Below are 14141 nucleotides of genomic sequence, written 5' to 3'. Positions count from 1 at the left end.
GATCGCGCCGCCCTCGACGGTCAGGAGATAAGGCTCGACCTCGGCCTCGCGGTCGGGGAGGAAGGATCGCAATCCCGTGACGCCGCGATAGCCGCGCATCCCGCCCACCGAAGCCTGGACGTCGTTGGCCGAGGAGGCCTTGCGGTTCTGCAGGGCCTGACCAACGAAGCGGATGATGTCGTAGCCCATCGCCTCGAGCGTCGAAGGCTGGGTACCGAAGGCCCCCTGGAATTCCGAGACGAACTCCTTCACCGCCCCGCTGTCCGAGTCCTTGAAGTAGATATCCAGGAAAACCGAGTTGTCGAGCAGGCCGCCGGACTTGCCGGCGATGCTGGGATCGTTCCAGGCGTTGGTGCCGAGCAGCTGGACGTTCTCGATGCCGGCATTCTTCAGGGCCGGAACGATCTTGAGGACCGACGCGTAGCTGTCAGGGAGGAACAGCGCGTCGAAACCCAAGGGCGCGCTGGGCGAGGCCTGGGAGACGCTGAACTTCAACTGCCGCAGGTCGTTGGAGACGTTGCTCGTCGAGCCGTAGCCCTGCGAGGCGGTGACGTTGGCGCCGTATTTGGGCGCCATGTCCTTCATCGTGCTCATCAGCACCTTGCCGTAGTTGGAATTGGGATAGAAGACGGCGATCTGCTTCTTGTTCCGCTTCTTGGTCGCCTCGTTGAGAATGGCGCGAACCTGTTCGCCCGGCGTCAGGCTGAAACGGTAGATCCGGCTGCCGATCCCCGGGATGCCCTCTTTCTGCGCGAGGCTGATCATCACCACGCCCAGCTCGTCGGCGCGCTTCGCGGCCGCCTGGGCCGAGGCCGAGGAAAGCGGGCCGACGATGGCCATTACCTTCTCCTGCTGCACCAGCTCTTCGACCGCCTTCACCGCCAGGGCCGCGTCGCCCTGATCGTCGCGGGTGACGATCTGGATGTTGTTCACCCCGTTGCAGGGCGGCTTCACGCTGGCCGCGCACTCCATGCCCTTCAGGGTGTTGGCGCCGTAGACTTCGTACTTGCCGGAGAGGGGAAGGATGACGCCGATCTTGTAGACTTTGCCCGCGGGACCCTTCGGCTCCTTGCCCGGCTTGACGCCGCCCAGCTTCGCGATGGTGGGCTGGGCCTCTTTCGTCAGAGGATGGTCCGGGAAGCGCCCCGTGAGCCGCCCGAAGTATTTGCGCGCCAGGCCCTGATCTCCGGCGCCGTAATAGGCCATGCCGAGCTTGTAATCGATGTAAGGCTCGCTGGTCTTGGCCTTGTAGGTCGGCAGGCGCGGGTCCAGCTGGCCGGGCGTCGCCGGACGCGAGGCCCAGCTCTTCAGGCCGGCGACGACGTCGGCGCGCAGCGGGGCCTCGGAGCCGTACTTGGATTGCACGGCCGAGTCGCCCAGGTTCTCGTAGCTGTCGAGCAGGACGGCGTTGTAGAAACCCTTGCGCTCGGGCGAGGCCCCGGTCTTGTCGATCGCGAACAGCGCCAGGCCGCCCATCTTGATGCGGTCGTTCTCGCCTAAGGCCGCGGGATCGGTCTTGTCGAAGTACCCCAGGCTGCGCTGGTAGTTGCCCAGGCGAAACTGGCTGATGCCCGCCTTGACCCGAGCGCGCGAGGCGACGTCTGGGTCGGGGGTCTTGCCGATCAGCCGGTCGAAGGTGGCGGTGGCGCCGTCGTAGTCCTTGCGCAGCATCTGGATCTGGCCGATGCGGAACTGCGAGCTGTCGGTCAGCTCGTTGTAAGGGTGGCGCTGGATGAAATTTTGGAAGCCGGTCTCGGCCTGAGCGTAGCGCTGGGCCTTGAACTCGTTTTCGGCGAGGGCGTACTCGCTGCGCATCTCGGAAGTCACCGAATTGGGGTATTTCACCTTGGCCCCGCCCTTGAACATCGCGCAACCGGCGGAGAAGGCCAGCAGCAGGAGCAAGAGGGGCAGCCGAACTCGCAAGGAAAAGCGTCTTCGCATTATTTCGTCCCTTTATCGGAGTGACCCGGCACTCCGTCACCAAAACCACTTTTTGATTTTCCGCCAGAGCCCCGGCCGTTCCGCCCCGCCCTCGCCCTGGATCCGGTGCAGAAGCAGGCGATCGCGCTCGCCGAGGACGGCGGGGATCTTCACCTTGATCTTGACGAATTGATCGCCGCCCAGCCCCAGGCCCTTCAAGCGGAAGACTTGGCCGGATTGAGTGCCGGGAGGCAGTCGGAGCGGCGTCGTACCGCCTAGGGTAGGAACTTGGACCTCGCCGCCCAGGGCGGCCAGGCTCATTTCGACCGTGGTCTCACATATAATGTCCTTGCCGTCAAAGGAAAACCCGGGATGGCGCTTGAGGCGCAGGACGACCTGGACGTCCCCGCGCCGGCCGGGCGCGAGCTCGTGGCCTTCCCCGAGCAAGCTGACGACGAAGCCGTCGTTCGCACGGGGCGGAAAGGGAACCTTCAGCTTGGCGGCGCGCAGGTGATAGCCCCGCGCGCGGCAGGCCACGCAGCCGCGGGAGCTCAAGAATCCGCGACCGTTGCACTTGGGGCACTCGCGGCGCTCGCCGCCCTCCCCCGGCCCGCCCACGAAGCCCGCGCCGAAACAGTAGGTGCAGGTGAAGGTCTTCGCGCCCTCCTCCACGCCGCTGCCGTAGCAGACCCCGCAGAGCTCCTCGCGCTCGACGGCAAGGATCTTGCTTCCGCCCGCGAAGGCTTCTTCGAGGCTCAATTCCAGCTCGCGCCGAAACGGCGGCCGCTCGCGCAGCGAGCCGGGGTGGTCGACGTCGAAGAGCGTCTTGAGGATGTCCTGGGCGTACTCGCCCGTGGTCCGGGCGGCGGGGCTGGGCTGCTGGATGGCGCGCAGGGCCTCGAAATTGCCGGTGAGATAGGAATAGGCCTCGACCGTCTCCTTGAAACGCTCCTCCGCTTGCGGATTGTGTGGATTCCGGTCGGGATGAAAGCGGAAGGCGAGCTCTTTGAAGGCCCGCTTGATCTCCTCACGGCCGGCGCCCTGGCTCAGGCCCAGCACCGCGAAGTAGTTTTTTTGGGGGTCGCCCATGCCTCCAGGGTTTTACGGCCCGGGGAGGGCCAGGTCAAGGTTTCCCGGCCGAGAGATGCGGGGCTTATTTTTCGGGGGGCTTGGCCACCGTCACCAGGGAGGGACGGATCAGCCGGTCGTGCATCTTGTAACCCCGGCGGTACTCGTTGACGACCGTGTGTGGCTCGTGCTCTTCCGATTCGTGATGGGCCATGGCCTCGTGATGATGCGGGTCGAAGGGCAGTCCTACCGAGTCGACGGGCGTGACGCCGAAATTTTCCAGCACTTTGAGGAACTGCCGCAGCACCAGCTGCACGCCCTGAACGATGGCCTGCTTGTCGGAGGCCTCGGCGTGCGAGAGCGCCTGCTCGAGGCCGTCGAGCACGGGCAGCAGGTCCTTCACGAATTTTTCGTTGCCGTAGCGCAGGGCCTCTTCCTTCTCTTTGGCGATGCGCTTGCGGAAATTATCGAACTCGGCGTAAGTCCGCAGGTACTTCTCGTTGGCGTCCTTCGCCTTGGCCTCGGCCTCGGTCAGGGCGGCCTGGGCCTGCTGGAGGGAGGTCTCGAGCTCGGCGATCCTGGATTTGTATTGGTCCTCGAGACCCGGCGCGATCCCGCCGGCCTCTTGGCTGGCGGCGACGCGGGCCTCGGCCTCTTTCTTCGCCTTCATCGCGTGCTTGAGTTGATCGAGCTTGTCGTTTTGCATCTTCTATCCCTTCAATATGTCTCCCAGCGAACGCGCCGTAAACTCCACCATCGGGATCAGCTTCGAATAGTCCATCCGCGTCGGCCCGATCACCCCGAGGGTGCCGAGCGGCTTGGAATCGCCGCCGTAATTGGAGACGATCACGCTGCAATCCTTCAGGTCGGTCAGGCGCGACTCGCTGCCCACGAAGATCTGGACCCCCGGCGCCTTGATGGCGCGGTCGAGGAAGGCGACCAGGCGGTGCTTCTCTTCGAGGGCCGAGAGGATCTCGCGGATCTTGTCCAAGTTGGAAAATTCTTGGGTGTAAAGAAAATTTTTCTCCCCGTCGATGATCAGGTCGTCGGAATCGCTGGAGACGACCTGCTGCGAAAGCACCAGCGCCTGCTTGAGCAGACGGTCGAGTGCGTCCTGCTGCCGCGTCATCTCGACCAAGATGCGCTGCTTGACCTCGCTCAAATTGAGCCCGCCCAGCACCGAGTTGAGGTAGTTGTTCATCCGGATCAGATCGGCGCGGCTGAGCGGCTCGTCGGTCTCGAAGATTCGGTTCTGCACCACGCCCTGCTCGGTGACGAGGATGGCGAGGATCTGCGACTCGCGCAGCGGCAGGAACTCGATGTGCTTGAGCTTGGTCACCTCGCGCTTGGGCGCCAGGATCACCCCGACATGCTGTGAGAGGCCCGAGAGCATGCGGCCGGCGTTCTGCAGCATGGAAACCCTGTCGTTGCCCTCCTGAAGCGACTGCCGGATCTGCCGTTTCACCTCTTCCTCGAGCGGCTCCACCTTCAGCAGGCAGTCGATGTAGAAGCGAAAGCCCCGCTCGGTGGGAACGCGACCCGCGGAGGTATGGGGCTGCTCGAGGTAGCCCTCGGCCTCGAGGTCGGCCATCACGTTGCGGATCGTCGCCGCGCTGAGGCCGAAGCGATAGCCCTTGGAAAGCGCCGTCGAGCCCACCGGTGCGGCCGTCTGGATATAGCTCTCCACCAGGGCCTGCAGGATTTGGCTCTTGCGGCGGTCGAGTTGGGGAACGGCGTCGGTCATCATCCTATTTAACAGTTAACGATCCCAATCCAGGCTGTCAATGGAGCGATTCGCCCAAAAATTCCCGCAGGACTTCGTTGCTGAACAGCATCCCCTCCTCGGTGAAGCGGGCGCCGCCGGTCTCCAGCTCGACCCAGCCCCGCTCCCGCGCCCGGTCCAGGGCCCCGCGAAAGGCGGCCGGAAAGGGCGCGGCGAATTTACCCTCGAAGTCCGCGAAACGGATCCCCCGGCGCTTGCGCAGACCCATCATCAGGAACTCGCCGAAGGCCGCGGAGCGCGCAATGGGCTCGACCTCCACGCCCGCCCAAGTCCCGGAGCCGGCGCCGTACTCCGGCAGGCCCCGCGGGTTGGCGAGACGCAGCCCGTAGAGCCCGGACGAAGGCTCGACGCCCAGGAGGCTCAAGGTCGCGCCGTTCAGCTCGGAGGCGCGCAGGAAGGAGACCGCTCCCGCGCCGAGACCGACGAAGCTGTCGTAGTCCCAGTAGTGCAGGTTGTGCCGCGACTCGTGACCGGCGCAGGCGTAGTTGCTGACCTCGTAGGCCTCCATGCCCCTGGCGCGGCCGAAGGCCGCGATGCGCTCGCGCATCGCGAGGACCTCTTCGGTCTCGGGCAAGGGAAGGCGGCCTTTCAGGTAACGGTCGTAGAAGGGCGTCCCCTCCTCCACGATCAGCTCGTAGGCGGAAAGATGGCGCAGCGGAAATCCTTCCAAACGGCGCAGGGTGTCCTCGAGCTGCCCCAGGGTTTGCCGGGGCAGGCCGTACATCAGGTCGCCGCTCACCCGCTCGAAACCTGCGGCGAAGGCCCACTCCAAGGCTTGCAGGGCGTCCGCCGCGTCGTGGGCCCGGGCCAGGTCGGCGAGCAGACGCTCGTCCAAGGTCTGCACCCCGATGGAGAGGCGGTTGCAGCCGGCCTCGCGGAAGCCGCGCATCTTCTCGGGCGCGGCGGTCTTGGGGTTGAGTTCGAGGGTGACCTCGGCGCCGGGTTCGATGGGTCCTAGGCGGCGCGCCTCCCGCAGGAGGCTCCCGATGGATTCCGGCGCAAAGAGCGAGGGTGTGCCCCCGCCGAAGAAGACCGTGTCAAAGCCCGCCCGTGTCGACGGGGACAGGGCCTCCGTCCAACGCCCGATCTCGCGCCGCAGCGCGGCCACGTATTCCGCCTCCGGGGCGGCGCTTCGGCCCAGCCCAATCGAGTTGAAATCGCAGTAATGGCACTTGCTGACGCAGAAGGGGATATGAATGTACAGAGCGAGCTTTGTCATGACGCCTTCCGTCATTAATTTTTAGCCGGATTTTACAAAAATGCCCCTTGCAATAATAGGGACCCTGCTCTATCTAGCCGGAAAAATCCCCTAAGCTCGGGTTTTCCCAAAAGTTCCTCAAGGTACGGCACCATGTCCTTGCTGACCGACAAAATCAAATCCCTTTTGACGATCGAGACCTCGCAGGTCCTGTCTAGTCAAGAGAAGGGCAAGAAGCGCGCGACCGTCATCAGCATCTGCTCGCAAAAGGGCGGCGTCGGCAAGACCACCACCGCGGTCAACCTCAGCACCGCCATCGCCAAGTATCACGGCAAGCGCGTCCTGGTCGTCGACCTCGACCCGCAAGGCCACGTCGAAAAATCCTTGGGCGCCCTGATCCCCGAGGGCGTCGAGTACTCGCCGATGTCCACGATCCTTTCCAGCAAGAAGGGCAATGTGATGGACGGCGTGATCCCCACCGAGCTGGAGAACTTTTTCATTTCGCCCGGCGACAAGACGCTCTACGAGACCGAAAGCCTACTCGCCACCAAGATCGGCAAAGAATACATCCTGGCCGAGGCCATGAAGGTCGCGCGCAGTCACTTCGACTTCATCTTCTTCGACTGCCCGCCCAACCTGGGCAACCTCACGCTCAACGCCCTGGTGGCCAGCGACTTCTGCCTGGTGCCCTGCGAGATGAGCGTCCTGGCCTTCGAGGGCGTCAACGACCTAGTCGAGACCCTCGAGACCGTCAACGAGCGCCTCAATCCGCGCCTCAAGATCCTGGGCGTGCTGTTCACCCGCGTCGACGGGCGCAACGTGAACATGAACCAGATCATCGAGAGCAATATCAAAAATTTCTTCCGCGGCAAGGTCTTCAAGACCCAGATCGCGATCAACACCGCCCTCAACAAGGCCCAGCTTGAGGGCCTGCCGGTCTTCGACAACTACCCCTCCAGCTCGGGCGCGGTAAACTACCGTGAGCTTGCCGAAGAGCTGGTCAAAAAGCTCAAGCGGCAAAGCGCGGCCCAGGGCGGCGGACCGCTCAGCCAGGCGGCGAGCGGGTAGCTTAACCGTCGCCCCGACAATTCCCTTGACCTCTCCCGGCCCGCGACCTAATCAAAATCCCCGTTATTTCAATATTTTAAGCCCACGAATCCCCTAGCAACTTTGGGCGTCAGCGACCGATATTTTTTATTGAGATGCGACCGTCCAGGCCCTTAAAATTATTGATCTTTTTCCTCGGCTGCCTGCTGCTGCCCGCGCGGGCCGGGGCCGAGGCGGCCAATTATTTTTCCCAAATTTTCAGCGAAAAGGTCCTCACCGTCAGCCGCGAGGGCGACGGGCTGCTGCCCGGGACGCTGCGCACCGCCCTGATCCAGGCCGGCGGGATCCGCTCGCAAAACGCATTTACGCTCGTACGCATCGTCTTCGAGCCCACGGTCAAGCGGGTCCGCATCACCAAGGGTCCCCTGCCCGAGGTCTCGGGGTCGCTGACCACGATCGACTGCCAAAACGCCCAGGGCCGCGGCATGATCGAGGGCGTCGACGAAAACACCGAGGGCGTCGACCCCACGGTGGAAGTCGCCGGACTGAAGCTGACCAGCAACGGCAACGCCGTCCGCAACTGCCATGTCACCGGCTTCCGCGGACCCGGCATCCTGATCCGCGGCAACCGCAACACCGTCGAGTACAACACGATCGGCTACCACAAGGCGGTGGCCGAAAGCGCCGTCGAGGCCTCCGCGATCTTCGGCGAGCCCAAGACCAACCAGGGCGCGGGCGTCTTCATCGGCGACGGCTCGAGCGAAAACGTCGTGCAGAACAACGAAATCGTCGCCAACGCCTTCAACGGCGTCGAGCTCAGCGGCGGCGTCGGCGCCGCCAACAAGGTCACGTTCAATTTCTTCGCCAAGAACAGCGGACGCCCCATCAAGCTGGCGCCCAACGGCCACGCCACCCGCCAGCCGCAGATCACCAAGATCGTCCAGCAAGGCGACCTCTTCCTGATCAGCGGTGTCGCCGAGGCCAAGGCCGATCTGCAGATCTACACCGGCGGCAAGGAGGACGGCGAGGTCGGGATGATCGTCGTGCCGGGGACGCAGCTTCCTGCCGATACCTTCACCGTGGCGACCAAAAGTAAGGGCTTCGTCCCCAACCAGACCAAGATCGTCGCGCTCGCGCAGGCCCCCAACCGCAACACCAGCGAGTTCAGCAGCCCCATCGTCATCCCGGGCCCCAACGCGACGGTGATCGGCTCGGCACCCGAGGCCGAGGCCCCGGCCGCCGCGAAGCCCGAGGCGCCGGCCAAGGAAGAGGCCGCGCCCGCCGAGGGAGAGACCGGCGAGGGAGAATTCAACGCCCCGGACAACCTGATGGATAACAGCGGCACCGGTAAACCGCCCGCGGCCGCCGTACCGGCGCCGGGCAGCGTCATGCCTTCCGCCCAGGGCGCGCCCAAGGCCGTCGACAAGAGTCATGAGCCCGAGACCGTCATCAACCTAAACGGCGCGGGCGAGCCGGGCCACGAGCCCGAGACCGGCGGCCTCTCCGAGAAGACCGCCAAGGTCAGCGCGATGGGGATTTAATCCAAAAAATTTAGGAAAGAGCGAGGATGGCCCGCGCCTCCGCGACCGAGGCCGGTTTTGTGCCGCGCGCCTCGACGAGCCGGACCGCGGCGCGTACCAGGTCGCCGTTGGAGGCCGCCATCTCCCCGTTCGGCAGATAGAAGTTGTCCTCCAGTCCGACGCGCAGGTCGCCCCCAAGATCCAAGGCCTCCCCCAACAGCCGCCACTGGTCGCGGCCGATGCCGATCACCTCCCAATGCGAACCCTCAGGCAGGTTGGCCGCCATGCAGGCCAAGTTTCCCGCTCGGGTCGAGATGCCGCCGAGGACGCCCAGGATCAAGCTGAAGTGGGCGGGCGTTTTCAGCAGACCCATGTCGATGAAGGGCAGCGCATTGCCGATGTGGCCGACGTCGAAGCACTCCAGCTCGGGCTTGGCCCCGGCTTCTTCGATGCGCTCGAGGCAGTACTGGATGTCCTTGAAGGGATTGGCGAAGACGTAGTCGTGGTAGAAGGCCTTATTCTTGCGGCTGTAGATCGCGTAATTCATCGAGCCCATGTTGAGCGCCGCGATCTCGGGGCGATGGTCGGCGATGTGCCGCGTGCGCTCTTGGATGGGCAGACCGATGCCGCCCGACGAGAAATTGAGGATCACCGGGCAGCGCTTGCGGATCTCGGCCTTGATCTCGCCGAAGACGGCGGATTCCCAAGAGGGGCCGCCCTCCGGCGTGCGGGCGTGGATGTGCACCACCGCCGCGCCCGCCTCGTAGGCGCGCCGGGCCTCCTCGGCGATTTCGACCGGCGAATACGGGATCGCGGGGCACTGTTCTTTCTTGGCCAGGACGCCGGTCAGGGCGCAGGTAATGATGACGGGCTTGCGACTCACGGAACGATCCAATTCTGGAAGATCTTCAAAAACTCGTCGCCGACGGTCTTCCATTCGCGGCGACTCAAGCTGCCCAACTTTTTTTGCAGGATATCCGCCTCGACGGTGACGATCTTGCTGAGGCGGATCATGGCCGGATATTTCAGGCCGGAGACCTCCCAATCCAGGACGCGGTAGTCGCCTGGCATGTTCATCTCGTCGACGCGGCTGGTGACCAAAGCGATGACCGCCTTGGTCGGCATGCCCTTGGCCTGCACCTTCGAGACGACGAAGGCCGGGCGGTGCTTGAGGGCGTGGGGATCGGTGAAGGGATAGGGCACCAGGACGAAGTCGCCGGCTTTAAAATCGATCATAGTCGGCGTCACGAGGATTGTCCCACTCGAGGAAGGAGGCCTCGGCCGCCTTCATCAGCGCCTGGTGTTCTTTTTTGTTGGTGAAAAAACCTTGGATGGCCTTGCGCACGATCTCGCGCATCGGCCGGCGCTCGACGGCGGCCTCGAGCTTGAGCATCTTGAGCAGCTCGGGGTCTTGGAGGTCGACGGTGATGCGGGTTTGTTTCATCGGGAGTAAGAAAACACGAAATCGGAAGGATCGTCAACCGGCGGCTGGCCCCTAGCCCCTGTACAAAAGCCGGGACAGGGCCGCGATCACACCGGCGCCACCCCGTGCCGCTTCTTGGGCCAGGGGATTTGCTTGGCTTCGGCCAGCTCGAGGGTGCGCAGGATCCACCTCTTGGTGTCGCGCGGGTCGATGATGTCGTCGATGTAAGCCCCGCCGGCGGCCTTCTCGAGGCTGATCTCCTTTTGGTAGCGCTCGACCAATTCTTTCCGAGTCTTCTCGGGATCGGAGGACGCCTCGATCTCCTTGCGGAAGATGATGTTGACCGCTCCCTCCGCGCCCATCAACGAGATCTCGCCGGTAGGCCAGGCGACGAGGCCGTCCGGCTCGTAGCCGCGCCCGCACATCACGTAGTAACCAGCCCCGTAGGCCTTGCGGATGACGACCGTCAGCTTGGGCACGGTCGCCCGCGACACGGCGTAGAGCATCTTCGCCCCGTGGCGGATGATCCCCTGGCGCTCGACCTTCGAGCCGACCATGAAGCCCGGAACGTCCTGCAGGAAGAGCAGCGGGATGCGGAAGGCGTCGCAGAGGTTGATGAAGCGCGCCCCCTTGTCGGCCGCGTCGACGTCGAGGACCCCGCCCATGACCATCGGCTGGTTGGCGACGATCCCCATCGGCCGGCCGCAGAAGCGCCCGAATCCGACCAGCAGGGTCTTGGCGAAGGCGGGCTTGATCTCGAGGAAGCGCCCGTGGTCGACCAGGCGGGTGATGATCTCGTGCATGTCGTAGGGCTTCTTCGAGCTGTCGGGCAATACCTTCAAAATCGACTCGTCCACATGGTCGCCGGGCGCCTCGTCCTCTTCGTATTCGGAAAAGGAATATTCGGCATAGGCCTTCTTGCCGGAGAGAATCGGGGGCTTCTCGTCGCAGTTTTGCGGGAAATAACTCAAATACTCCTGAATGACCCGAATGCATTCCTTGTCGTCGGCGACCTCCATATCCCCCACCCCGCTAATCTCGCAGTGGATCCGCGAGCCGCCCAGCTCTTCCATAGTGATCTCTTCGCCGATCACCGCCTTGACCAGCGGCGGGCCGGCCAGGGCCATGGAGCTGGTGCCTTTGACCATCGGCACGAAATCCGCCAAGGCCGGAATATACGCGGTCCCGGCGGCGCAGGGCCCCATCATCGCGGCGACCTGCGGGATGTAGCCGCTCATCTTCACTTGGTCGTAGAACAGTTTCCCACTCTCGGCGAACTGCGAGCCCGCCAGCTCTTGGATGCGCGCGCCGGCCGAGTCGAGGAGCCAGACCATCGGGATTTTCTCTTTCAAGGCGATCTCGCGCAGCCGGTCCACCTTGCGTTCCTGGACGTAGCCGATCGAGCCGGCCATCACGGTGAAGTCGTAGGCCGCGCAGGCGACGAGTCTGCCGTTAATTTTTCCGTAACCCGTGATGCAGCCGTCGGCGGGTGTCTCGCGCTTGACCATGTCGGGATGCGTGGACTGATGGTGGGCCAGGATGCCGATCTCGACGAAGCTCCCCTTGTCGAAGAGCAGGTCGACACGCTCGCGGGCGGTGAGCTTGCCGGCGGCGTGCTGCTTGGCCACCTCCTCCGGACCGCCCATCTGCCTGGCCTTGGTTTTTTGGCTTTCGAGGTTTTTGAGAGTTTCGTCCAGCGCCATAGGTTATCCTGTCGTGATTTATCTTGCTCGTTTCTCGAAAATAAACGCCGCGCCCTGAGCCGCTTGGGAGGGGGAGGGAGATATGTCCTACGCGACACGGGCGGCCCCCTCAGGCCGGGGGCCGCCCTCCGCAGAAAGATCGAAATTATATAGGCCTCAAGGTGTTCGATCTTTCTGAGGGTCGCTTAAGGACATATCTCCCTCCCCCTCCCAAGCGGCGCCACCTTCCGTAAAATTTTATTCCATTTGGAAATTACTGACTTCCCTTCTCTTGACCTGCACAGAGCTTTCCGGGGACTGCGGGGAACCTCCCCCACGAAGCCTCAGGCAGGAGGGAGGGCGTAGGAGCGTCAAAAAGGCCCAATGAGCAACGGAGTTGGAGGCTGACGAAGGAAGACTCCAACTCCGATTGCGAATGGGCCTTTTTGGCGCGAGTAGCCCGACCGGGCCGTAGCTTCGTGGGGGAGGGTCCCCGCAGTCCCCGGAAAGCGTCGCGGCAAAACAAAAAAGCCAATAAACGCCCAAAATAAAGACACGCCGCAAAACTACTTCGCCCACTTCATCCGCTTGACGATAATCTCTTTCATGATCTCCGAAGACCCGCCTCCGATCGTCATCAGGCGTATGTCGCGGGTGAAGCGCGCCAGGTCGTATTCCTCCATGTAGCCCGCACCGCCGTGCGCCTGCAGGCAGTCGTAGGCGACGCGTTGGGCCAGGTCGCCGGCGAAGAGTTTTGCCATCGAGATCTCCTTGCTGCATTCGACCCCCGCTTGGAAGAGACTCACCGCATGGTAATTGAGCCGTTTCGCCGCCTCCAGCTGGGTGGCCAGCTCGGCGAACTTGTGCTGCCAGACTTGGTAGTCGATGACCCGCTTCCCGAAGGCCTGGCGCTCGCGGCAATACTGGACCGTCTCGTTCAGCGTCAGCTCGGAGCCGGACACGCAGGTGATCGCCGCGACGAGGCGCTCGCCCTGGAAGTTTTTCATGATGTAGAGGAAGCCCTGGTTCTCCTCGCCGATCACGTAGCGTTTCGGAATGCGGCAATTCTCGAAGAACAAAAGCGCCGTGTCGGAGGAGTGGTTGCCCAGCTTCTCGAGCTTCTTGCCGACCGCGAATCCCTTGGCGTCGGTGGGAAAGGTGACGAGGCTGATGCCCTGGTAGCCCGGCCCGCCGGTGCGCACCGCCAAGGTGATGAAGTCGGCGCGCCCGCCGTTGGTGATGTAGGTCTTGGCACCGCTGATCACGTAGTCGTCCCCGTCGCTGACCGCGCGGGTGGAGATGTTGGCGACGTCCGAGCCGCAGCCCGGCTCGGTGATGCCGAGGGCCGCGATCTTTTCGCCCTTCAAGGCGGGGATCAAAAATTCCTTCTTCTGCTCCTCGGTTCCCAGGAACGAGAGGATCGGCGTCGCGATGTCCGCCTGCACCATCAAGTCCATCGCGAGGCCCGCCATCTTGCAGCGGACGATCTCCTCGCAGAACACCACCTTGAACCACCAGTCCCCCGCGCTGCCGCCGACCTCTTCGGGAAAGCAGACCCCCAGGATGCCCAAGTCGCCGGCCTGCTTGAAGACCTCCCGGGGAAAGCCGCGGGCCCGCTCCCACTCTTCCTTGTGGGGCAGCAGGTCCTTCTCGGCGAAGTCGCGGACGGTTTTGCGGAACAGTTCGTGTTCGGGGCTGAAGGGGGAAAGATCGCTCATGACCGGGAAATATAGAGCCTATTCTCGGGGCCTACAAGGAGGATTGTTGGGCTGGAACGGGGACCTCGGTCATTCCTCGGGTTCGGAGGCCCGCCGCCCGCGGGGGGCGGTGCACACCTCGCGCAGCCACGCGACCAGGTCCCCTCCCCCGCCCCGGCGGTCCAGCCACTCGCGCGTCGCCGGGTCGAAGGCCAAGAGTTCGCGCCAATTCACCGCGTGATTCGGATTGGGCAGCGAGGCGCGCGCCAGGGCGCGGCGGATCAGGGCCTCGGGAGCGATCTCGGAGGCCTCGTGGAAGGGAATCCGCTCCAAGGTCTGCTCCGGCAACAGTCCATCGGCCGCCAAGCTCACCAGGGCCCCGACGCGGTGGTGCCCGTTCAGCAACAGGCGCCGGCCGCGGGCGTCGGGGCGACGGACGACGGGCAGCCGGCCCTCGTCGTCGATCAGCGCCAGGGCCAAGGCCCCCTCCTCGGGCAGTCGTCCGGGAGTCCAATGCTGAAGCGCCAGGCGAGAGAGGATGCTGCGCCGGACCGCGTTCAGCGCGGCCGCGCCGTCGCCTCGGGCGTGGTTGTCCAAATAATGGATGGGCAGGACGTCCCGCAAGGCCAGTCGCGCCGGCCGCGGGTTCAAACGTTCCGAAAAGCCTCCCGCCAAGAGCTCGCGGAAGCGCTGCATCCAGGACGGGGTCCGAAAGGGACGGGAGTCCTCGGGGCGCAGCTCGCGCAAGTCCGGAAGCGCGTGGCGCAGCAGGCCCCTTCGCTCCAGGCCTCGGAGCAAGACCT

Annotated in this window: 12 protein-coding genes; 2 read left to right on the top strand and 10 right to left on the bottom strand. The window is 64.1% G+C overall.

Translation table 11 applies throughout. The annotated features are described in order from the left end of the window. The 5 genes from FBR05_11790 to hemW all read right to left on the bottom strand — a co-directional run. Window positions 1-1941: tetratricopeptide repeat protein (locus FBR05_11790; GenBank protein ID MDL1872865.1), on the bottom strand; the 1941-nt coding region annotated here is incomplete at its 3' end. A gap of 36 nt (window positions 1942-1977) precedes the next feature. Continuing rightward, window positions 1978-3009, bottom strand: coding sequence for a J domain-containing protein (locus FBR05_11785; protein ID MDL1872864.1), 1032 nt, complete (start codon window positions 3007-3009; stop codon window positions 1978-1980). Between the two features lie 64 nt (window positions 3010-3073). Continuing rightward, window positions 3074-3694, bottom strand: coding sequence for a nucleotide exchange factor GrpE (gene grpE / locus FBR05_11780; GenBank protein ID MDL1872863.1), 621 nt, complete (start codon window positions 3692-3694; stop codon window positions 3074-3076). Between the two features lie 3 nt (window positions 3695-3697). Continuing rightward, a complete protein-coding gene (gene hrcA, locus FBR05_11775) occupies window positions 3698-4735 on the bottom strand; it encodes a heat-inducible transcription repressor HrcA (protein MDL1872862.1) in 1038 nt (345 codons plus the stop codon). A 34-nt stretch (window positions 4736-4769) separates the two neighbouring features. Next, complete coding sequence (gene hemW, locus FBR05_11770; protein MDL1872861.1) at window positions 4770-6005, bottom strand: radical SAM family heme chaperone HemW; 1236 nt, start codon at window positions 6003-6005, stop codon at window positions 4770-4772. Between the two features lie 117 nt (window positions 6006-6122). On the opposite strand from hemW, the gene FBR05_11765 reads away from it, so the two are divergent. Beyond that, on the top strand, window positions 6123-7037 hold the full coding sequence (locus FBR05_11765) for a ParA family protein (GenBank protein MDL1872860.1): 915 nt from the start codon (window positions 6123-6125) through the stop codon (window positions 7035-7037). Window positions 7038-7171: 134 nt separating this feature from the next. After that, window positions 7172-8557: a right-handed parallel beta-helix repeat-containing protein gene (locus FBR05_11760; protein MDL1872859.1), complete on the top strand. Its 1386-nt coding sequence runs from the start codon at window positions 7172-7174 to the stop codon at window positions 8555-8557. A gap of 10 nt (window positions 8558-8567) precedes the next feature. On the opposite strand, the gene FBR05_11755 is transcribed toward FBR05_11760, so the two are convergent. The 5 genes from FBR05_11755 to FBR05_11735 form a co-directional block, all read right to left on the bottom strand. After that, window positions 8568-9473 (bottom strand): 3-keto-5-aminohexanoate cleavage protein, encoded by a 906-nt coding sequence (locus tag FBR05_11755; protein ID MDL1872858.1) that lies wholly within the window; start codon window positions 9471-9473, stop codon window positions 8568-8570. Beyond that, window positions 9416-9772, bottom strand: a complete 357-nt coding sequence (locus tag FBR05_11750) for a type II toxin-antitoxin system PemK/MazF family toxin (protein MDL1872857.1) — start codon at window positions 9770-9772, stop codon at window positions 9416-9418. The genes FBR05_11755 and FBR05_11750 overlap by 58 nt, the downstream gene beginning before the upstream one ends. Further along, a complete protein-coding gene (locus FBR05_11745; GenBank protein ID MDL1872856.1) occupies window positions 9759-9980 on the bottom strand; it encodes an NAD-glutamate dehydrogenase in 222 nt (73 codons plus the stop codon). Before FBR05_11745 ends, FBR05_11750 begins: the two co-directional genes overlap by 14 nt. A gap of 86 nt (window positions 9981-10066) precedes the next feature. After that, window positions 10067-11662 carry an acyl-CoA carboxylase subunit beta gene (locus FBR05_11740; protein ID MDL1872855.1) on the bottom strand — a complete coding sequence of 532 codons (1596 nt, stop codon included), beginning with the start codon at window positions 11660-11662 and terminating at the stop codon, window positions 10067-10069. A gap of 545 nt (window positions 11663-12207) precedes the next feature. Then, complete coding sequence (locus FBR05_11735) at window positions 12208-13359, bottom strand: acyl-CoA dehydrogenase (GenBank protein MDL1872854.1); 1152 nt, start codon at window positions 13357-13359, stop codon at window positions 12208-12210. Between the last annotated feature and the right edge of the window lie 782 nt (window positions 13360-14141).

The sequence above is a fragment of the Deltaproteobacteria bacterium PRO3 genome (assembly GCA_030263375.1).
In the GTDB taxonomy this organism is placed as follows: Bacteria; UBA10199; UBA10199; order DSSB01; family DSSB01; genus DSSB01.
Note: the sequence above shows the minus strand (reverse complement) of the source record. Positions and strands in the feature narration are given on the sequence as shown.

Excerpts from the sequence above, each read along its gene's own strand:
- FBR05_11785 (MDL1872864.1), bottom strand. The coding sequence starts at position 3,009 with ATGGGCGACCCCCAAAAAAACTACTTCGCGGTGCTGGGCCTGAGCCAG.
- grpE (MDL1872863.1), bottom strand. The coding sequence starts at position 3,694 with ATGCAAAACGACAAGCTCGATCAACTCAAGCACGCGATGAAGGCGAAG.
- hrcA (MDL1872862.1), bottom strand. The coding sequence starts at position 4,735 with ATGATGACCGACGCCGTTCCCCAACTCGACCGCCGCAAGAGCCAAATC.
- hemW (MDL1872861.1), bottom strand. The coding sequence starts at position 6,005 with ATGACGGAAGGCGTCATGACAAAGCTCGCTCTGTACATTCATATCCCC.
- FBR05_11765 (MDL1872860.1), top strand. The coding sequence starts at position 6,123 with ATGTCCTTGCTGACCGACAAAATCAAATCCCTTTTGACGATCGAGACC.
- FBR05_11760 (MDL1872859.1), top strand. The coding sequence starts at position 7,172 with ATGCGACCGTCCAGGCCCTTAAAATTATTGATCTTTTTCCTCGGCTGC.
- FBR05_11755 (MDL1872858.1), bottom strand. The coding sequence starts at position 9,473 with ATGGAAGACCGTCGGCGACGAGTTTTTGAAGATCTTCCAGAATTGGAT.
- FBR05_11750 (MDL1872857.1), bottom strand. The coding sequence starts at position 9,772 with ATGATCGATTTTAAAGCCGGCGACTTCGTCCTGGTGCCCTATCCCTTC.
- FBR05_11745 (MDL1872856.1), bottom strand. The coding sequence starts at position 9,980 with ATGAAACAAACCCGCATCACCGTCGACCTCCAAGACCCCGAGCTGCTC.
- FBR05_11740 (MDL1872855.1), bottom strand. The coding sequence starts at position 11,662 with ATGGCGCTGGACGAAACTCTCAAAAACCTCGAAAGCCAAAAAACCAAG.
- FBR05_11735 (MDL1872854.1), bottom strand. The coding sequence starts at position 13,359 with ATGAGCGATCTTTCCCCCTTCAGCCCCGAACACGAACTGTTCCGCAAA.